Genomic DNA, 19,247 nt, shown 5'->3' on the forward strand with positions numbered 1-19,247 from the left:
CCGACCGCGCGGCCCGTTGCCACACCCAGACCTTGCTCACGACCAGTGCACACACCCAAGACTCTGTGCACACAACCAGCGACATGGAGGCCACGCGGTGCACACTCTGCCGCAGCAGCTGGCCAACGGGCTGCTCCTAGGCTCGATGTACGGGCTGATCGCCATCGGCTACACGATGGTGTACGGCATCGTCCAGCTCATCAACTTCGCGCACGGCGAGATCTTCATGACCGGAGGGTTCGGAGCCCTCACGGTCTACCTCTACATCCTGCCCGACGGCACCCCCATGGCAGCCGCCATCCCCCTCATGCTCCTCGGCGGCGCCATCGTCTCCGTCCTCATAGCAGTCGGAGCGGAACGGTTCGCCTACCGGCCCCTGCGCGGAGCACCACGCCTGGCACCCCTCATCACCGCCATCGGTCTCTCCCTGGCACTCCAGGAAGTCGTCCGCAACTTCTACCCCGGCGCCGACAAGGCCCTCGCCTTCCCCGGCCTCGACACCACCCACGACATCGGCTCCGTCACCATCAAGGACGCCGACATCTTCCTCATCGCCGCTGCCATCATCTGCATGTCCGGCCTCGCCTGGTTCGTCCGCAAAAGCCGCACCGGCCGCGCCATGCAGGCCACCGCGCAGGACCCCGACACCGCACAGCTCATGGGCATCGACACCAACCGCATCATCGTCATCGCCTTCGCCATCGGCGGCTTCTTCGCCGCCGTCGCCGCCCTCTCCTACGGCCTCAAATACGGCAACATCGACTACCGCATGGGCTTCCTCATGGGCCTCAAGGCCTTCACCGCGGCAGTCCTCGGCGGCATCGGCAACATCTACGGCGCCATGCTCGGCGGCCTCGTCCTCGGCATCGCCGAAACCCTCGCCTCCGCCTACATCAACAACATCCCCGGCATGCAACAGCTCGGCGGCCAGAGCTGGGCCAACGTCTGGGCCTTCGTACTCCTCATCCTGGTGCTCCTGTTCAGGCCACAAGGCCTGCTCGGCGAGCGCGTCGCGGACAGGGCGTGATCACATGACCGAGACGACCAAAACCCCCGCCACCCCGCCCGCAGACGCCACCCCCGCACCCACACCGCGCGGCCTCATCCCACTGCCCCTCGCAGCCGCCCGCGCCCTCCTCCTCACCGGAGGCATCGCCACCGCCGCCTCCACCTTCCTCGCCTGGACCTGGACCAGCGACTTCCCCGGCGACCTCACCGTCACCGGCTACCCCGGCGGCCTCCAATGGCTGACCTTCATCGCAGGCGCCCTCACCGCCATATTCGCCCTCGCCTCCTACGGCACCCGCGGACTCGGCTGGCTCATACCCGCCCGCAACAACGCACCCCTCGTCCTCACCGCCCTCGGCGCCTTCGCCGTCACCTGGTTCACCGCCATCGAGATCGCCGCCAAACTCGGCGGCCTCGCCAACTGGGAACCCGGCACCTACATCGCCGTCATCGCCTCACTCATCCCCGTCCTCGGCGCCTTCGCCCTCCCCCAGACGGCCGGCGAAACCACCAAGGACACCCTCAAGGCCTACATCGCCAAACCCGACCGCATCCCCGCACCCCAGCCCATCTCCCCCTGGGCCCAGCGGGCCGTGATCACCATCGCCAGCATCATCGGCCTCGCCGTCTTCACCTACGGCATCGACACCGAATACGGCGAACTCTTCATCGGCTTCCTCATCGTCGTCGTCTTCGCCGTCTGGGCCCTGCACACCGCCGGCCTCCTCGACCGGTTCTCCCACATGGTCGCCGCCAACCGCAGCTTCACGCTCGCCATGGGCTTCCTCGTGGCCATCGCATTCCCCTTCACCCAGAACGACGACCACTACGCCAACATCGGCGTCAACATCCTCATCTTCGGAACCGTCGCCCTCGGCCTCAACATCGTCGTCGGCCTCGCCGGCCTCCTCGACCTCGGATACGTCGCCTTCCTCGGCGTCGGCGCCTACACCGCCGCCCTCGTCTCCGGCTCCGAATTCTCCAAATTCTCCGGCGTCCAATTCCCCTTCTGGGCCGCCGCACTCACCGGCGCAGCCGCCTCACTCATCTTCGGCGTCCTCATCGGCGCACCCACCCTGCGACTGCGCGGCGACTACCTCGCCATCGTCACCCTCGGCTTCGGAGAAATCTTCCGCATCGCCGTCAACAACATGGACGGCGACTCCGGCCCCGACCTCACCAACGGCCCCAACGGCATCCCGGCCATCCCCGACCTGAACATCCTCGGATTCAACCTCGGGCAACCACACGACATCGCCGGATTCACCCTCGGCCGCTTCGCCAACTACTACCTGCTGATGGTCCTGATCATGGCCATCGTGGTCACGGTCTACACCCGCGCCGCAGACTCCCGTATCGGCCGCTCCTGGATCGCCATCCGCGAAGACGAAACTGCCGCAACCGCCATGGGAATCAACGGCTTCCGCGTCAAACTCATCGCCTTCGCACTGGGTGCCTCGCTCGCCGGCCTCGCCGGAACGGTCAGCGCCCACGTGACATACAGCGTGGTCCCGAACCCCTACCAGTTCGCCGGATCCACCCCGCCCAACTCGGCCTTCCTGCTCGCCGCAGTCGTCCTCGGCGGCATGGGCACAGTCGCAGGCCCCATCCTCGGCGCCGCACTGCTCTACCTCCTCCCGGAGAAACTCGACTTCCTCCAGAACAAATCACTCCTCGCCTTCGGCATCGCACTCATCCTCCTCATGCGCTTCCGCCCCGAAGGCATCATCGCCAACCGCCGCCGCCAACTCGAATTCCACGAGACCGGCCAACTCGACGTACCAGAAACCACCACACTCACCGACGAACCGGCCGTCACCAAGGCAGGGGCGTAAAGAACCATGACGACACCTGTACTCGAAGCCCGCGACGTCACCATGCGCTTCGGCGGACTCACCGCCGTACGGTCGGTGGACTTCACGGTGAACTCCGGAGAGATCGTCGGCCTCATCGGCCCCAACGGCGCCGGAAAGACCACCTTCTTCAACTGCCTGACGGGCCTCTACATCCCGACAGAGGGCACGGTCTCCTACAAGGGAACAGTGCTTCCCCCGAAGCCGCACCTGGTGACCCAGGCGGGCATCGCCCGCACGTTCCAGAACATCCGCCTCTTCGCCAACATGACAGTCCTCGAAAACGTCCTCGTCGGCCGCCACACACGCACCAAAGAAGGCCTCTGGTCGGCCCTCCTCCGCGGCCCCGGCTTCAAGAAGGCGGAAAAGGCCAGCGAAGACCGAGCCATGGAACTCCTGGAGTTCATAGGCCTCGCCCACAAGCGCGACCACCTCGCACGGAACCTCCCGTACGGCGAACAGCGCAAGCTCGAAATCGCACGAGCGCTGGCAAGCGAGCCCGGCCTGCTCCTGCTCGACGAGCCGACAGCCGGCATGAACCCCCAGGAAACACGGACCACCGAAGAACTCGTCTTCGCCATCCGCGACATGGGCATCGCCGTCCTCGTCATCGAGCACGACATGCGCTTCATCTTCAACCTCTGCGACCGCGTCGCCGTCCTCGTCCAAGGCGAAAAACTCGTCGAAGGAACCTCCGAGGTCGTCCAGGCCGACGAACGCGTCGTCGCCGCATACCTCGGCGAACCCTTCGAAGGCGCCCCCGGAGAAGCGGAAGCGGCAGAAGTCGCCGCCGCCGAGAGCACCACCAGCAACACCAAGGGAGAAGCCCAGTGACCGCACTGCTAGAGGTCGAAGACCTCAGGGTCGCCTACGGCAAAATCGAAGCCGTCAAAGGCATCTCCTTCACCGTCGAAGCCGGCCAGGTCGTCACCCTCATCGGCACCAACGGCGCCGGCAAGACGACAACCCTGCGCACGCTCTCGGGTCTCCTGAAGCCCAGCTCCGGCAAGATCATGTTCGACGGCCAGCCCCTCAACGGCGTCGCCGCCCACAAGATCGTCGCCCTCGGCCTCGCCCACTCCCCCGAAGGCCGACACATCTTCCCCCGCCTCACCATCGAGGAAAACCTCCACCTCGGCGCCTTCCTCAGGAAAGACAAAGAAGGCATCGAAAAGGACATCCAGCGCGCCTACGACCTCTTCCCCATCCTGGGCGAACGACGCAAGCAGGCCGCAGGCACCCTCTCCGGCGGCGAACAGCAGATGCTGGCCATGGGGCGCGCCCTCATGTCCCAGCCGAAGCTCCTCATGCTCGACGAGCCCTCCATGGGCCTCTCCCCGATCATGATGCAGAAGATCATGTCGACCATCGTCGAGCTGAAGTCCCAGGGCACAACCATCCTGCTCGTCGAGCAGAACGCCCAAGCGGCGCTCTCCCTCGCCGACCAGGGCCACGTCATGGAGGTCGGCAACATCGTCCTCTCCGGAACGGGACAGGATCTGCTGCACGACGAGTCCGTACGCAAGGCGTACCTCGGCGAGGACTGAGGTTCCGTTTTCCTCTGTAGTACGACCGAGGCCCGCGTCCCTGACTCAGGGACGCGGGCCTCGGTCTTGCTTGCTTGGGCGCTTCGGGTCAGCCCTTGGAAGCCTTCTTCTCGTCGGCGTCCTGGATGACTGCCTCCGCCACCTGCTGCATGGACATCCGACGGTCCATCGACGTCTTCTGAATCCACCGGAACGCAGCCGGCTCCGTCAGCCCGTACTCGGTCTGCAGGATCGACTTGGCCCGGTCGACGAGCTTGCGGGTCTCAAGACGGAGGGTGAGGTCGGCGACCTCCTTCTCCAGCTCCTTGAGCTCGGTGAACCGGGAAACCGCCATCTCAATGGCGGGCACCACATCGCTCTTGCTGAAGGGCTTCACGAGGTACGCCATCGCACCCGCGTCACGGGCACGCTCCACGAGGTCCCGCTGCGAGAAGGCAGTGAGCATCAGGACGGGGGCGATGCGCTCCTCGGCGATCTTCTCGGCCGCCGAGATACCGTCCAGCTTGGGCATCTTCACGTCGAGGATGACGAGGTCCGGCTGGTGCTCACGGGCGAGCTCGATGGCCTGCTCACCGTCACCGGCCTCGCCGACGACGCTGTAGCCCTCTTCCTCCAGCATCTCTTTGAGGTCGAGCCGGATCAGGGCCTCGTCCTCGGCGATGACGACACGGGTCGTCAGCGGAGGCACGTGCGACTTGTCGTCGTCGGGCGCGTCTACGGGCTGGGGCGACTCGGGGGCGGTCACGGGGGCTCCTCGTTCAGGGGCAGGGGTACTGCTGACAAGAGCGTACCTAGCTGCGGTAAGGTGGGTGCACGGCGGGTGACCGCTGACCTTCTTTTTGAAGGGGCCCCGGTAGCCCAGCGGTAGAGGCCATGGATTCAAAACCCATACAGCGTCGGTTCGAATCCGACTCGGGGCACTTTTCCTTGGATTCCAAGGTTGCCATAAAGAAGCGGATGTTCCCGTTCTCGTGAACATCCGCTTTTTGCTGCGCGTCGCCGCGATCACTCTCACAGAGTATTCGTATGTACGACATCAGCACGCGCAAGCGAGCACTGGCACTGGTCTCCCAAGGGCGCAGCCTGAACTCCGTAAGCAAGGAGACGGGAATCTCGCGCGCCGCAATCCGCGCCTGGCAAGACCGACTTGAACCTCTGCCTCGCATGACAGCTCCGGCACCTGAAGGCCCCGCCGATGAAGTCGCGTATGCCTACCTGTTGGGCCTCTACCTCGGCGACGGCTGTATCAGCGCACATCCACGTGGCACCGGGTACTACCTCAGGATCGCGTGTGCCGACGCGTGGCCGGGTCTCCTCCAAGAGTGCCGCGAAGCCATCATGCAAGTCCTCCCCGGCATCGGTGTCTACACGCTCCAGAAGCAAGGCTGCGCAGCGGTGACCAGTTACTCCCGGCAGTGGCCCCACTTGTTCCCTCAGCACGGCCCCGGCAAGAAACACGAGCGCACCATCGCCCTCGCCCCCTGGCAACAGGAAATCGTCGACGCCCACCCCTGGGAATTCATCCGCGGCCTCATCCACTCCGACGGCTGCCGCATCACCAACTGGACGACCCGCCTCGTCGCCGGTGGACGCAAGCGCTACGAATATCCCAGGTACTTCTTCACCAACGTGTCCGCCGACATTCGCCGGCTCTACACGGACACCCTCGACAAGCTCGGCGTCGAGTGGACCCAATGCAAGCGCGATGGAACCGGGTTCAACATCTCCGTCGCCAAAAAGGCTTCAGTCGCCCTCCTCGACACCCACGTCGGCCCCAAGCACTAACTCCCCACCGCAGCAACCTACTTGGGACTGTCGTCCTCGCCGATGTGATGCACACGGACCAGGTTCGTGGACCCGGGCACCCCGGGCGGCGACCCCGCCGTAATCACCACCACGTCCCCCTTCTCGCAGCGGCCGTACTTCAAAAGCAACTCATCCACCTGGTCGACCATCGCATCCGTCGAGTCCACATGCGGGCCCAGGAACGTCTCCGCACCCCACGTCAGGCTCAGCTGCGACCGCGTCGCCGGCTCCGGCGTGAAGGCCAACAGCGGGATCGGCGAGCGGTAGCGGGACAGACGGCGGGCCGTGTCGCCGGACTGGGTGAAGGCCACCAGGAACTTGGCTCCCAGGAAGTCGCCCATCTCCGCCGCCGCGCGGGCGACCGCGCCGCCCTGGGTGCGGGGCTTGTTGCGTTCGGTCAGGGGCGGGAGACCCTTGGCGAGGATGTCCTCCTCCGCCGCTTCGACGATCTTCGCCATCGTCCTGACCGTCTCGATGGGGTACTTGCCGACGCTCGTCTCGCCGGACAGCATCACCGCGTCCGTGCCGTCGATCACCGCGTTCGCGACATCGCTCGCCTCCGCGCGCGTCGGGCGCGAGTTGTCGATCATCGAGTCGAGCATCTGCGTGGCCACGATGACCGGCTTGGCGTTGCGCTTCGCCAGTTTGATGGCTCGCTTCTGGACGATCGGGACCTGTTCCAGGGGCATCTCCACGCCCAGGTCTCCGCGCGCGACCATGATGCCGTCGAAGGCGGCCACGATGTCGTCGATCGCGTCCACCGCCTGCGGTTTCTCCACCTTGGCGATGACGGGCAGTCGGCGGCCCTCTTCGTCCATGATGCGGTGGACGTCTTCGATGTCGCGTCCGCTGCGGACGAAGGAGAGGGCGATGACGTCGAAGCCCGCCCGCAGGGCCCAGCGCAGGTCGTCTTCGTCCTTGGACGAGAGGGCGGGGACCGAGACCGCGACGCCCGGCAGGTTGAGCCCCTTGTGGTCGGAGACCATGCCGCCTTCGACGACCCTGGTGTGGATGCGGGGGCCGTCGACGGTGGTGACTTCGAGGCAGACCTTGCCGTCGTCGACGAGGATGCGTTCGCCGGGGGTGACGTCGGTGGCGAGGCCGGGGTATGTCGTGCCGCAGGTGTGGCGGTCGCCTTCGATGCCGTCCTCGACCGTGATGGTGAAGGTGTCGCCGCGTTCAAGGAGTACGGGGCCTTCGGCGAACTCGCCGAGTCGGATCTTCGGGCCTTGAAGGTCGGCGAGGAGGCCGACGCTGCGGCCGGTCTCGTCGGCGGCCTTGCGTACGCGCTGGTAGCGGTCGTCGTGTTCGGCGTGGGTGCCGTGGCTGAGGTTGAAGCGGGCGACGTCCATTCCGGCTTCTACGAGGGCTTTGATCTGGTCGTAGGAGTCGGTGGCGGGGCCCAGGGTGCAGACGATTTTTGCTCGGCGCATGGTTTGACCCTAGGCCTTACCGGTGGGTAGAGAATTGGGTGTGCGTGACTGCTCAACAACCTTTGGGTGAAGGGTTGTTGACAAGTATTGAATTGTGCGGGGCGGTGCTCCGATGAGCTTTTTTACAGGTGGGGCGGGGCCATGGTGAATCGGGCGTTGACGGCTGCGTAGACGTTTTGGCGTTGGGGTTCGAGGTCGAGTGGTGCGGCGGTGTCTTCGGCGGCTGCGCCGTAGGCCATGGAGCGCATGCGGCCGCCGGGGGCCGGTGGGTAGGGCTGGGCGTTTTCCGCTCCGATGTCGGCGAGTTCGACGAGTGCCGCGAGTGATGTGCCGAGTGCTTCGGCGTACTCCCTTGCCCGCTGCACCGCTTCCTTCACTGCTTGCTGTCGGGCTTTGCGGTGGGCGGGTGAGTCGGGGCGCAGGGCCCACCAGGGGCCGTCGACCCGGGTGAGGTCCAGGTCGGCGAGGTGGGTGGTGAGTTCGCCGAGGGCTGTGAAGTCGGTGAGTTCGGCGGTGATGTGGACTCGGCCGTGGTAGGCGTGGATGCGTTCGCCGCGGCCCTTGTCCTTCAGCTCCGGGCTGATGGAGAAGGCGCCCGTCTCCAACCGCTCGACCGCCTCGCCGTATGTCTTGATCAGGTCCAGCGCGCTGGTGTTGCGGCGGGTGAGGTCGTCGAGGGCGGCGCGGCGGTCTCGGCCTCGGGAGGCGACGGTGATGCCGATGCGCGCGATTTCGGGGTCGACTTCGAGGTGGGCTTCGCCGCGGACGGCGATGCGGGGTGCGTCGGGGGTGCCGTAGGGAACGGCGGGGTGGCTGTCGTCCGTGGCGGGGGTGGTCATACGTCCCACTGTGGCATGTCTTGGCTGGTTACGGGCCTGGGATGGGCAGGTTGGGTCATCAGATCGAAACCTGCCAGACCTGTTGCCGGTTGCCATGTGCGGGTCAGAATCTACGCGCGTTGTTGACCATTTGCCGAGGAGATCGAGACATGCCCTTTAACCGTCGGAAGTTCCTGAAGCAGTCGGCCGCGACCGGAGCGGGGGTGGCGATCGCGGGTGCGGTGGCGGCTCCGGCGGCGCAGGCTGCGGAAACAACGGTGGCGAAGAAGCCCGCCAAGCGGTACTCGCTCACCGTCATGGGTACGACCGACCTGCACGGGCACGTCTTCAACTGGGACTACTTCAAGGACGCGGAGTACTCCGACAAGGCCGGCAATGCGCAGGGGCTGTCCCGTATCTCGACGCTGGTGAATCAGGTGCGTGCGGAGAAGGGGCGTTGCAACACGCTGCTGCTGGACGCGGGCGACACGATTCAGGGGACCCCGCTGACGTACTACTACGCGAAGGTGGATCCGATCACCGCCGAGGGTGGTCCGGTGCATCCGATGGCGCAGGCGATGAACGCGATCGGGTATGACGCGGCGGCGCTGGGCAACCACGAGTTCAACTACGGCATCGAGACGCTGCGGAAGTTCGAGTCGCAGCTGCGCTTCCCGCTGCTGGGTGCCAATGCGTTGGATGCGAAGACGCAGAGGCCGGCGTTCGCGCCGTACTTCATCAAGAGGTTCCGGGTGCCGGGTCTGCCGCCGGTGAAGGTTGCGGTCCTCGGGCTGACGAATCCCGGTATCGCGATCTGGGACAAGGCTTATGTGCAGGGGAAGTTGGAGTTCCCGGGTCTGGAGGAGCAGGCCGCGAAGTGGGTGCCGAGGCTGAAGTCGATGGGTGCGGATGTGGTGGTGGTGTCCGCGCACAGCGGTTCCTCGGGGACGTCGTCGTACGGTGATCAGTTGCCGTATGTGGAGAATTCGGCGGCGCTGGTGGCGCAGCAGGTGCCCGACATCGACGCGATTCTGGTCGGGCACGCGCATGTGGAGATTCCGGAGTTGAAGGTCACCAACACCAAGACCGGGAAGACGGTGGTGTTGTCGGAGCCGTTGGCGTACGCGGAGCGGCTGTCCCTCTTCGACATCGAGCTGGTCTTCGCAAAGGGCCGCTGGAGTGTCGAGTCCGTGTCGTCGAAGGTGCTCAATTCCAATACCGTCGCCGATGACCCGAAGATCACCAAGCTGCTCGGCGACGAGCACGCGAAGGTTGTCGAGTACGTCAACCAGGTGGTCGGTACGGCGACTCGGACGCTGACGACGGTCGAGGCGCGCTATAAGGATGCGCCGATCATCGATCTGATCACGAAGGTGCAGGAGGACGTCGTCAAGGCGGCTCTGGCGGGTACGTCGTATGCCTCGCTGCCGGTGATCGCGCAGGCCTCGCCGTTCTCGCGGACGTCCGAGATCCCGGCTGGCGATGTGACGATCCGGGACCTGTCCGGTCTGTATGTGTACGACAACACGCTGGTTGCGAAGTTGCTGACGGGTGGGCAGCTGCGGGCGTATCTGGAGTACTCGGCGGCGTATTTCGTGCAGACGGCTGCGGACGCGGTGGTCGACGTGGAGAAGCTGACCAATGCGAACGGCCGCCCGGACTACAACTACGACTACGTGTCGGGGCTGTCGTATGAGATCGACATCGCTCAGGCGGCCGGTGCGCGGATCAAGAACCTCACCTACAAGGGTGCCGCGCTGGATGACGCGCAGCAGTTTGTGTTTGCGGTGAACAACTACCGTGCGAATGGTGGCGGTGCGTTTCCGCATGTGGCGTCGGCGGCCGAGTTGTGGTCGGAGTCGACGGAGATCCGGACGCGGATCGCGGAGTGGGTGACGGCGAAGGGTGTGCTGGATCCGAAGGACTTCGCGTCGGTGGACTGGAAGCTGACCCGCGGCGGAACGCCCGTCTTCTAGAGGTCCAGGAGGGTTACGTCCACGGCGTCGGCGATGGCTTTTGCGCCGCCGTCGTTGACGTGGAGGCCGTCGCCTGCGTTGAACTCGGGGCGGATCCGGGTGGGTTGGGTGGGGTCGGCGACGGCGGTGGCGATGTCGACGATGGCGTCGAAGGGGTGGTCGGGGCCGAGGAGCCAGTTGTTGACCTGGCGGCGTACGGTCTGGCCTTCGGGGGTGTCGACGCCGTCGTAGATGGTGCCTTCGTAGGGGCCGAGGGTGGAGCCGATGGCGATGAGTCCGGCGGTGTGGATGCGGTCGGCGAGGGTGGTGAGGCCGGTGATGAGGTCGTCGGCGGTGGGCCTGTCGGTCGGGGGTTCGGGGTAGGACTGGGCGCTGGGCAGGCCGATGTCGTTGAGGCCGATGTGGATCAGGATGTGGCTGGCGCCGGGGACGGCGAGGGCGTCGTGGTCGAGGCGGGCCAGGAGGTGTTCGCCGACCTCGTCGGTGAGCAGGCGGTTGCCGGAGATGCCCTGGTTGACGATCCAGCCGTGGGTGAGGCGGCGGCTGAGCCGGGCGGGGAAGCTGTTGTCGGTGCCGGGGGTGGTGAAGGCGCCTTCGATCCAGGAGTCGCCGAAGGCGACGGCGATGCGGGTGCCGAGGGGGGCTAGGACGTCGATGCCGGTGAGGAAGTGGCCGGTCGGCAACTCTTCGGCGTTTTCGAGGTGTTCGGCGGAGAGTTGGTTGCCGGGGGCGGCGTATCCGATGTCGTAGGGCACGGCGCTGTATGTGGTCGGTCCGGTGTCGCCGGGGAGGTGGAGGGTGACCGTGAGTTCTTCTCCGGCGCTCACGGGCAGTTCGATCGGGTCGCTGACGGTTTCTTCGCCGACGGGGATGGTGACGGTGTCGGTGCCGGAGAAGTGCAGGGGTGTGTCGCTGGTGGGGTCGATGCCGCTGCCGTGGGTGCGTACGGCGAGGTGGGCGCCGCCGATGTGGAGGGGTTCTTTGCCGTAGCGGTTGCTGAGCCGTACGCGTAGGGCTTCGCCTCCTCCGGCGAGTCGGAGGGTCTGCCTGACGGTCTGGTCGGTGAAGGAGCGGGGTTCGAAGAGGTGGAAGTTTTCGTGGGGGTTGATGACGGCGGTGCGGTGGGCTGCGATCCAGGTGGTGGTCATGGCTTGCCCCAACACCGCCGTCGCCGGAGTTCTTCCTGCCCTTTGTGGGTTCTTATCTTCCGTCGGTGAGTGGGGTGAGTGGGGTGAGCGTGTGGGGCTGTCGTGCGCGTGGGATCTGGGGTTGCCGGTGCCCGTCGAGTCCGAAGGTGGTGAAGGCGGTTCGGGTGGGGAGGGGGTAAGTCTCTTTTCCGGTGAGGGAGTTGAGGATGGTGGCGGAGCGCCAGGCGGCGAGGCCGAGGTCGGGTGTGCCGACGCCGTGGGTGTGGCGTTCGGCGTTCTGTACGTAGATGTGGCTGTTGGAGGCGGTGATGGAGGGGTCGAGGGCGAGGCGGAATTTTTCGTCGATGCGGGGGCGGTGGCGGCTGTCGCGGCGGAGGTAGGGGTCGAGGCCGGCGAGGAGGGTGTCGAGGGGGCGTTCGCGGTAGCCGGTGGCGAGGACTACGGCGTCGGTGGTGAGGCGGGAGCGGGAGTCCTGCTGGAGGTGTTCGAGGTGGAGTTCGACTTTGGTGGTGGCGAGGCGGCCTGCGGTGCGAACGCGGACGCCGGGGGTGAGGACGACGTCGGGCCAGCCGCCGTGCAGGGTGCGGTCGTAGAGCTCGTTGTGGATGGCGGCGATGGTGTCGGCGTCGATGCCTTTGTGGAGCTGCCATTGGCCGGCGACGAGGCGGTCGCGGACGGCTTCGGGGAGGGCGTGGAAGTAGCGGGTGTAGTCGGGGGTGAAGTGTTCGAGGCCGAGTTTGGAGTACTCCATGGGGGCGAAGGCTTCGGTGCGGCCGAGCCAGTGGAGTTTTTCGCGGCCGGTGGGGCGGGCGCGGAGCAGGTCGAGGAAGATTTCGGCGCCGGACTGTCCTGATCCGATGACGGTGACGTGGTCGGCGGTGCGGAGGGTGTCGCGGTGGGTGAGGTAGTCGGCGGAGTGGATGACGGGTACGCCGGGGGCCTCGACGAGGGTTTTGAGGGGTTCGGGGATGTGGGGCTCGGTGCCGATGCCGAGGACGATGTTGCGGGTGTGCGTGCGGCCGAGGGCCGCTGCTTCTCCGTCGGTGTCGAGTTGGGTGAAGTCGACTTCGAAGATGTCGCGTTCGGGGTTCCAGCGGACGGCGTCGATCTGGTGGCCGAAGTGGAGTCCGGGGACGTTGTCTGCGACCCAGCGGCAGTAGGTGTCGTATTCGGTGCGCTGGATGTGGAAGCGCTCGGCGAAGTAGAAGGGGAAGAGGCGGTCGTGGGCCTTGAGGTGGTTGAGGAAGGTCCAGGGGCTGGCGGGGTCGGCGAGGGTGACCAGGTCGGCGAGGAAGGGGACTTGGATGCGGGCGCCGTCGATGAGGAGGCCGGGGTGCCAGGTGAAGGCGGGGCGTTGGTCGTAGAAGACGGTGTCGAGTTCGGTGAGGGGGTGGGCGAGGGCGGCGAGGGAGAGGTTAAAGGGGCCGATGCCGATGCCGACGAGGTCGCGGGGTGCGTCGGGCTCGTGGTGTGGGGGGTGTGGGTGCGAGGGCGTGCTCATCGGGGTGTTTCCTTCCACGGGTCTTCGGCGGGTTCTTCGGCGGCCTTTTCGACGAGGGCGAGGAGGGCGGCCAGGTCGTCTGGGCGGGTGCAGGGGTTGAGCAGGGTGGCTTTGAGCCAGAGGCGGCCGTCGAGGCGGGCGCGGCCGAGGACGGCGCGGCCCTGGTGGAGGAGTTTTCGGCGTACGGCGGCGATGGCGTCGTCGGTGGTGTGTGCGGGCCGGAACAGGACCGTGCTGATGGTGGGCCGGTCGTAGAGCTCGAAGGCGGGGTGGTCTTCGACGAGGGCGGCGAACTGCCGTGCCCGGTCGCAGACTTGGTCGACGAGGGCGCCGAGGCCGGTGCGGCCGAGGGTTTTGAGGGTGACGGCGATCTTGAGGATGTCGGGGCGGCGGGTGGTGCGCAGGGAGCGGCCGAGGAGGTCGGGGAGGCCGGCTTCGGTGTCGTCGTCGGCGTTGAGGTAGTCGGCGTGCTGGTGGAGGGCGGTGAGGTCGTGCGGGTCGCGTACGGCGAGGAGGCCTGCGGCGATGGGTTGCCAGCCGAGTTTGTGCAGGTCGAGGGTGACGGTGCCGGCGGCGTGTAGACCGGTGAGTTTGTCGCGGTGCCGGTCGCTGAAGAGGAGGCCTCCGCCGTACGCGGCGTCGATGTGGAGTCGGGCGCCGTGGGTTCGGCAGACGGCGGCGATCTCGGGGAGCGGGTCGATGAGTCCGGCGTCGGTGGTGCCGGCGGTGGCTGCGACGAGGTGGGGGCCGGGGAGGGTGGTGAGGGCCTCGTCGAGGGCGGCGGGGTCGAGGGTGCCGGTGGGGGCGGGGACTGTCACGGGGTCGGGCAGGCCGAGGAGCCAGGCGGCGCGTGGGAGGGAGTGGTGGGCGTTGGCGCCGCAGATCAGGCGGAGGCCGGCGCCGAGGGTCTCGCGGGCGAGGAGGAGGGCGAGTTGGTTGGATTCGGTGCCGCCGGTGGTGACGAGGGCGTCGGAGGCGCCGGCCTCCTTGGCCAGTGCGCGGGTGACGAGGGTTTCGAGTTCGGTGGCGGCCGGGGCCTGGTCCCAGGAGTCGAGGGACGGGTTGAGGGCACTGGCGGCGAGGTCGGCGGCGGTGGCGACGGCGAGGGGTGGGCAGTGCAGGTGGGCGGCGCACAGTGGGTCGGCGGGGTCGGCGGCACCTTCGGCGAGGGCGTGTACGAGGGTGCGCAGGGCGTCGGGGTCGCCGTGCTGCGGGAGTATGTCGCCGGCGGCGGCCCGTAGGCGTGCGGCGACGGCGTGCGGTCCGCCGGCGGGCAGGGGGCCTCCGCGTGCGTGTGCGCCTTCGTGGAGCGCGTCGAGCACGGTGTCGAGCAACGGCCGTAGGGCGTGGGGGCCTTGGGGGCCCGAGGCGAGGCTCGGTGTGCTCATGCGGGTTTCTCCCGGGCGCGCGGCTGAGGGAGTTACAGCTTGTAGGTGGATGTATGCGCGTGCCCGAAAAGTTCAACGAACAGAACCCGAAAGTGGGAACGGGTTTTCTGGGGGCTGCCGCCCCCAGACTTCCGCTTCGGCCCTGAAGGGGCCTCGTCCTCACGCGCCGGACGGGCCGGCAGTCCCCCGCACGCGCAACGCCCGTGCCAAGTCGTCCAGTTGGTCCACCAGTTTGCGCCGCAGGGCCGGGATCGGGTTGGCCTCGTTCAGGCAGGTCTCGCCCGCGGCGAGGGTGTCCGGGGTGACGGCGTGGGCCGGGAAGGCCCAGCGGCCGGCGGCTTCGGCGATGGCGGGGCCGCGGCGGGCGGCGAGGGTGACCGCGTCCTGGAAGTAGCGGGGCACGTATTCCCCTACCAGGTCGGCCTGTTCGGGTTGCCAGAAGCCCTGGGCGGTGGCGGTGAAGAGGTAGTTGGAGAGGTCGTCGCTGCCGAACATCGCCTCCCAGGCTTTGGCCTTGGCGTCGGTGTCGGGGAGGGCGGCGCGGCAGCGGGCGGCGCCTTCCTGGCCGGTGGCGGAGGGGTCGCGGTCGAGTTCGGCGGCGATGGCGGCTTCGTCGGTGGCGCCGAGGACGGCGAGGCGGGCGAGGACGCGCCAGCGCAGTTCGGGGTCCAGTTCGGGGCCGCCGGGGACGGTGCCGTCGGCGAGCCAGGCGGCGATGGTGTCGGGGTGGGCGGCGACGTCGGTGAAGTGGCGTACGGCGATCAGGCGCAGGCCGGGGTTGTCGCCGTCCTCGGTGCGGCGGATGAGGTCGCGGCAGAGGGAGGAGAGGGTGGTGAGGGCTGCGGGGCGCTGCTCGGGGGTGAGGTAGCGGTCGGCGATGTGGGTGGTGGCGAAGGCGAGGACGCCCTGGACGAGGGCGAGGTCGGTTTCGTGCGGGAGGTGGGTGCGGGCGGTCTCCAGGTAGGCGGTGGGCGGGAGTTGGCCGTCGCGGACGGCGTCGCGCAGGGCGTTCCAGACGACCGCGCGGGTGAGGGGGTCGGGCAGGCCGGAGAGGCTGGTGCGGACGGCTTCGAAGGAGTCGGTGTCGAAGCGGATCTTGGCGTAGGTGAGGTCGCCGTCGTTGAGGAGGAGCAGGGCGGGGCGTTTGCCGAGGGGCTCGGGTGCGGTGTGCGGGATGTCGAGGTCGAGGCGGTCGCGCAGGATGAGGTGGCGGCCTTCGTCGGTGACGTCCTGGTCGTAGAGGCCGACGGCGATGCGGTGCGGGCGGCTGCCGGTGTGTTCGATGTGCAGGGTGCAGGTGCCTTCGTCGCCGGGGGTGACCTGCGGGGTGAGGGTGTCGACGCCGGTGGTGCGCAGCCAGGCGTCGGCCCAGGCGTGGACGTCGCGTTCGGTGGCGGAGGCGAGGGAGTCGATGAAGTCGGCGAGGGTGGCGTTGGCGAACTTGTGGCGGGCGAAGTGGGTGTTGATGCCGGCGAGGAAGTCCTTCTCGCCGAGCCAGGCGACGAGTTGGCGTAGTGCGGAGGCGCCCTTGGCGTAGGAGATGCCGTCGAAGTTGAGGAGGGCGGAGGCCGTGTCGTCGACGTTCTCGGGGGCTACGGGGTGGGTGGACGGGCGCTGGTCGGCGTCGTAGCCCCAGGCCTTGCGGGCGACTCCGAAGTCGGTCCAGGTGTCGGTGAAGCGGGTCGCTTCGGTGAGGGTCTGGTAGCCCATGTATTCGGCGAAGGACTCGTTCAGCCAGATGTCGTCCCACCAGCGCAGGGTGACGAGGTCGCCGAACCACATGTGGGCCATCTCGTGGGCGATGACCATGGCGCGGGTCTGGCGCTCGGTGTCGGTGACGGCGGAGCGGTAGACGAACTCGTCGCGGAAGGTGACCAGGCCGGGGTTCTCCATGGCGCCGGCGTTGAACTCGGGGACGAAGGCCTGGTCGTAGGAGTCGAAGGGGTACGGCTCCTCGAACTTCTCGTGGTAGCGGTCGTAGACCTGCTTGGTGATCTCGAAGAGCTCGTCGGCGTCCGCGTCCAGGTGGGGGGCGAGGGAGCGGCGGCAGTGGAGGCCGAAGGGCAGGTCGCGGTGTTCGGTGTGCACGGAGTGCCAGGGGCCGGCGGCGACGGCGACGAGGTAGGTGGAGATCAGGGGGGTGGGGGCGGCCTGCCAGCGGCCCTCGCCGAGGTGTTCGGTGATGCCGTTGGCGAGGACGGTCCAGCCTTCGGGGGCGGTGACGGTCAGCTCGAAGACGGACTTGAGGTCGGGCTGGTCGAAGGCGGCGAAGACGCGCTGGACGTCCTCCATGAACAGCTGGGTGTAGACGTAGGTCTCGCCGTCGGTGGGGTCGGTGAAGCGGTGCATGCCCTCGCCGGTGCGGGAGTAGCGCATGCTCGCGTCGATGTGCAGCTCGTGTTCGCCGGCGGTGAGGTTTTTCAGGGGCAGTCTGCTGCCGTCGAGGGTGTCCGGGTCGAGGGGCTGTCCGTCGAGGGTGACGGAGCGCAGCCGGGCGGGCTTGAGCTCGACGAAGGTGTTCGCGTCCGTGCGCGCGGTGAAGCGGATGACGGTGCGGGAGTCGAAGGTCTCGTCGCCGGTGGTCAGATCGAGGTCGATCGTGTAGCGGTGGACGTCGAGGAGTGTGGCACGGGTCTGCGCTTCGTCGCGCGTCAGTACGGACATGCAGGTAATGCTGCCCGATGGCACTGACAAGGCACAGGGGCGGACCGGTACACGGTCTATGTCCGCTCCCCTTCGAGCTCCCCGCCGAGCGCCTGGCTGAGGCGCTGGGCGGGGACGCGGGGGTCCGGGTGGGGCAGGGCGGCTGCGCGGGGGGCGGGTTCGTCGGCCTCGGTGTGGTCCTTGACGAGGGCGCGCAGTTCGCGGACTTCCTGTTCCAGGGCGAGGTGGCGGCGGTGGGCGTCGTAGAGGTAGCGGACCTTGGTGCGCAGCGACCAGGGGTCGATGGGTTTCATGACGAGGTCGGCGACGCCGAGGGCGAAGGCGGTGGCGGTCAGTAACTGGTCCTGGCCGAAGCCGGTGAGGAGGATGACCGGGATGTGCTGGGTCTGTTCCACGCGGCGCATGTAGCGCACCACGTCCAGGCCGCTGACGCCGGGCATGCGGACGTCGAGCAGGAGGAGGCCGACGTGCCCGCGGAGCACCTGCTTGAGGGCCTCGTCGCCGTTGGTGGCGCGGCCCAGCTGATAGCCCAGCGGGGCCAGGGCGCTCTCCAGGGCGTACAGGGTGTCCTCGTGGTCGTCCACGATGAGGATCTTGGATTCAGGCATGGCCCGTCGTCCCTCCCGCGAGACAACCAGCTTATGTCCGAGGTGCTGACGTGCCGTGGCCGTCAGCTGACAAGGAGTGCACAGCGCAGCATGCCCTTCGCGGGCCCTCCTGTCACGCCCTCTGTGGCATTCACCGAGGTCAATTCGCCGTTTTTGCGGAGCCGTTGACAGCGTCGTCCGCGATGCGTTCGTGGTGGCGGATCACTTCGGCGATGATGAAATTCAGGAACTTCTCAGCGAATGCCGGGTCCAGCTTGGCGCTTTCGGCGAGGGCGCGCAGTCGCTCGATCTGGCGGGCCTCGCGGGCCGGGTCGGCGGGCGGCAGCTGGTGGGCGGCCTTGAGGTGGCCGACCTGCTGGGTGGCCTTGAAGCGTTCGGCGAGCATGTGGATGACGGCCGCGTCGATGTTGTCGATGCTGTCGCGCAGCCGGGCGAGTTCCTCGCGGACGGCGGGGTCGACGTCGCGGGTGCCGGTGTTGCTGGTGGTCATGGGCGCCCAGCCTACGTGGCGTCCGCAGGGCCGATCATCCCTGCCCGGCGGGCGAGGGTTCGATCATCGGTGGATCGTCGGGGTCGGGGACCTGGTTGCTCCAGCCGCCGGGGACGGCGCGGTACTGCTGGGCGCGGAAGCGGACGGGCGGCATGCCGACGCGGCGGGTGAACAGGCGGGAGAAATAGGCCGGATCGTCGTAGCCGACGCGGCGGGCGACGGCGGCGACGGGCAGCTCGGTGGCGGCGAGGAGTTCCTTGGCGCGGCCGAGGCGGATGCCGAGCAGGTAGTCCTTGGGGCTGCAGCCGGCGCCGCGGCGCACGGCGGTGCGCAGTTCGGCGGGGGTCATGCCGTGCCGGGCGGCGTGCTCGGCGACCGCCAGGGGCAGGCAGGCGTCGCGGGCGAGGGCCTTGAGGACGGGGTCGCCGTCGGGGGCGAGGTCGGCGCGGGCGCGGCGCAGGGCGACGAGGAGTTCGTGGACGGCGGCGCCGGTCTCCACCTCCAGGAGGGGGTTGCCGCGGCGGGCGGCGCGCGCGATGCGGCCGATGACGGCGCGTGGGCCTGCGGCGTCCGAGAGGGGCACGACGGGGCGGTCCGGTTCGATGTAGCCGAGTTCGGTGTATGTGGTGGTGGCGGGCCCGGCGAAGACGGCGAAGCCCTCGTCCCAGCCGGAGTCGGGGTCGGGCCCGTAGTGGTGGGGTATGCCGGGGGTGAGCCACAGCAGGGCGGGTGCGGTGACGGTGGTGCGGCGGCCGTCCGGGGCGAGGTACCAGCCTGCGCCGGTGTTGATGACGACGGCGACGTGGTGGTCGAGGGTGCGGGGGCCGACGGCGGGCAGCGCGCCGTACTGCAGGCCGACGCCGAGGCAGACGAGGCCGAGCCGGTGGTGGGCGGGTCCGGGCGTGAAGAACCGCATCCAGGTGTGGTACATCTGCGCGCTCCTCCCGGCGTCGTTCGGGCCGTGGTTCAGGTTGCCGTTCAGGCCGTTGTTCGGGCCGTCGTCCGGC

16 protein-coding genes and 1 tRNA gene are annotated in these 19,247 nt (G+C 67.9%); 7 read left to right on the forward strand and 10 right to left on the reverse strand.

Annotated elements, in window-relative coordinates; all coding sequences use genetic code 11:
- The first annotated feature begins 97 nt into the window (after window positions 1–97).
- From P2Q00_RS08940 to P2Q00_RS08955, 4 genes are read left to right on the forward strand one after another with little or no spacing between them, the layout of a single operon-like run.
- Complete coding sequence (locus P2Q00_RS08940) at window positions 98–1,027, forward strand: branched-chain amino acid ABC transporter permease (protein WP_275771240.1); 930 nt, start codon at window positions 98–100, stop codon at window positions 1,025–1,027.
- A gap of 4 nt (window positions 1,028–1,031) precedes the next feature.
- A complete protein-coding gene (locus P2Q00_RS08945; protein ID WP_275771243.1) occupies window positions 1,032–2,843 on the forward strand; it encodes a branched-chain amino acid ABC transporter permease in 1,812 nt (603 codons plus the stop codon).
- 6 nt (window positions 2,844–2,849) lie between these two features.
- A complete protein-coding gene (locus P2Q00_RS08950) occupies window positions 2,850–3,695 on the forward strand; it encodes an ABC transporter ATP-binding protein (protein ID WP_275771245.1) in 846 nt (281 codons plus the stop codon).
- A complete protein-coding gene (locus P2Q00_RS08955) occupies window positions 3,692–4,408 on the forward strand; it encodes an ABC transporter ATP-binding protein (protein WP_275771247.1) in 717 nt (238 codons plus the stop codon). Before P2Q00_RS08950 ends, P2Q00_RS08955 begins: the two co-directional genes overlap by 4 nt.
- A gap of 88 nt (window positions 4,409–4,496) precedes the next feature.
- On the opposite strand, the gene P2Q00_RS08960 is transcribed toward P2Q00_RS08955, so the two are convergent.
- Window positions 4,497–5,153: an ANTAR domain-containing response regulator gene (locus tag P2Q00_RS08960; RefSeq protein ID WP_275771249.1), complete on the reverse strand. Its 657-nt coding sequence runs from the start codon at window positions 5,151–5,153 to the stop codon at window positions 4,497–4,499.
- 102 nt (window positions 5,154–5,255) lie between these two features.
- Here P2Q00_RS08960 and P2Q00_RS08965 point away from each other — a divergent pair.
- Together P2Q00_RS08965 and P2Q00_RS08970 are read left to right on the forward strand one after the other, a co-directional pair.
- Window positions 5,256–5,328: transfer RNA gene (locus P2Q00_RS08965), tRNA-Leu, on the forward strand.
- Between the two features lie 106 nt (window positions 5,329–5,434).
- Complete coding sequence (locus P2Q00_RS08970) at window positions 5,435–6,193, forward strand: helix-turn-helix domain-containing protein (protein WP_275771250.1); 759 nt, start codon at window positions 5,435–5,437, stop codon at window positions 6,191–6,193.
- Window positions 6,194–6,210: 17 nt separating this feature from the next.
- Here P2Q00_RS08970 and pyk read toward each other — a convergent pair whose 3' ends face one another.
- On the reverse strand, window positions 6,211–7,647 hold the full coding sequence (gene pyk, locus P2Q00_RS08975) for a pyruvate kinase (RefSeq protein WP_275771251.1): 1,437 nt from the start codon (window positions 7,645–7,647) through the stop codon (window positions 6,211–6,213).
- A 122-nt stretch (window positions 7,648–7,769) separates the two neighbouring features.
- A complete protein-coding gene (locus P2Q00_RS08980) occupies window positions 7,770–8,486 on the reverse strand; it encodes an SIMPL domain-containing protein (protein WP_275771253.1) in 717 nt (238 codons plus the stop codon).
- 149 nt (window positions 8,487–8,635) lie between these two features.
- On the opposite strand from P2Q00_RS08980, the gene P2Q00_RS08985 reads away from it, so the two are divergent.
- Entirely contained in the window at window positions 8,636–10,441 is a 1,806-nt protein-coding gene (locus P2Q00_RS08985; protein WP_275771254.1) for a bifunctional metallophosphatase/5'-nucleotidase, read from the forward strand.
- On the opposite strand, the gene P2Q00_RS08990 is transcribed toward P2Q00_RS08985, so the two are convergent.
- The 7 genes from P2Q00_RS08990 to P2Q00_RS09020 all read right to left on the reverse strand — a co-directional run bounded on the left by P2Q00_RS08990 (window position 10,438) and on the right by P2Q00_RS09020 (window position 19,171).
- Window positions 10,438–11,589, reverse strand: a complete 1,152-nt coding sequence (locus P2Q00_RS08990; RefSeq protein ID WP_275771256.1) for a GDSL-type esterase/lipase family protein — start codon at window positions 11,587–11,589, stop codon at window positions 10,438–10,440. The genes P2Q00_RS08985 and P2Q00_RS08990 overlap by 4 nt on opposite strands.
- Window positions 11,590–11,641: 52 nt before the next feature.
- Window positions 11,642–13,090, reverse strand: coding sequence for a lysine N(6)-hydroxylase/L-ornithine N(5)-oxygenase family protein (locus tag P2Q00_RS08995; RefSeq protein ID WP_275771258.1), 1,449 nt, complete (start codon window positions 13,088–13,090; stop codon window positions 11,642–11,644).
- Window positions 13,087–14,478, reverse strand: coding sequence for a pyridoxal phosphate-dependent decarboxylase family protein (locus P2Q00_RS09000; protein ID WP_275771259.1), 1,392 nt, complete (start codon window positions 14,476–14,478; stop codon window positions 13,087–13,089). Before P2Q00_RS09000 ends, P2Q00_RS08995 begins: the two co-directional genes overlap by 4 nt.
- A 159-nt stretch (window positions 14,479–14,637) precedes the next feature.
- On the reverse strand, window positions 14,638–17,142 hold the full coding sequence (pepN, locus tag P2Q00_RS09005) for an aminopeptidase N (RefSeq protein ID WP_275771261.1): 2,505 nt from the start codon (window positions 17,140–17,142) through the stop codon (window positions 14,638–14,640).
- Between the two features lie 56 nt (window positions 17,143–17,198).
- Window positions 17,199–17,750 carry a response regulator gene (locus P2Q00_RS09010; protein WP_275771263.1) on the reverse strand — a complete coding sequence of 184 codons (552 nt, stop codon included), beginning with the start codon at window positions 17,748–17,750 and terminating at the stop codon, window positions 17,199–17,201.
- Window positions 17,751–17,889: 139 nt separating this feature from the next.
- Window positions 17,890–18,240 carry a chorismate mutase gene (locus P2Q00_RS09015; RefSeq protein WP_275771264.1) on the reverse strand — a complete coding sequence of 117 codons (351 nt, stop codon included), beginning with the start codon at window positions 18,238–18,240 and terminating at the stop codon, window positions 17,890–17,892.
- A gap of 34 nt (window positions 18,241–18,274) precedes the next feature.
- A complete protein-coding gene (locus P2Q00_RS09020; RefSeq protein WP_275771266.1) occupies window positions 18,275–19,171 on the reverse strand; it encodes a helix-turn-helix domain-containing protein in 897 nt (298 codons plus the stop codon).
- Between the last annotated feature and the right edge of the window lie 76 nt (window positions 19,172–19,247).

It is taken from the genome of Streptomyces coacervatus (genome assembly GCF_029223485.1).
Lineage (GTDB): Bacteria > Actinomycetota > Actinomycetes > Streptomycetales > Streptomycetaceae > Streptomyces > Streptomyces coacervatus.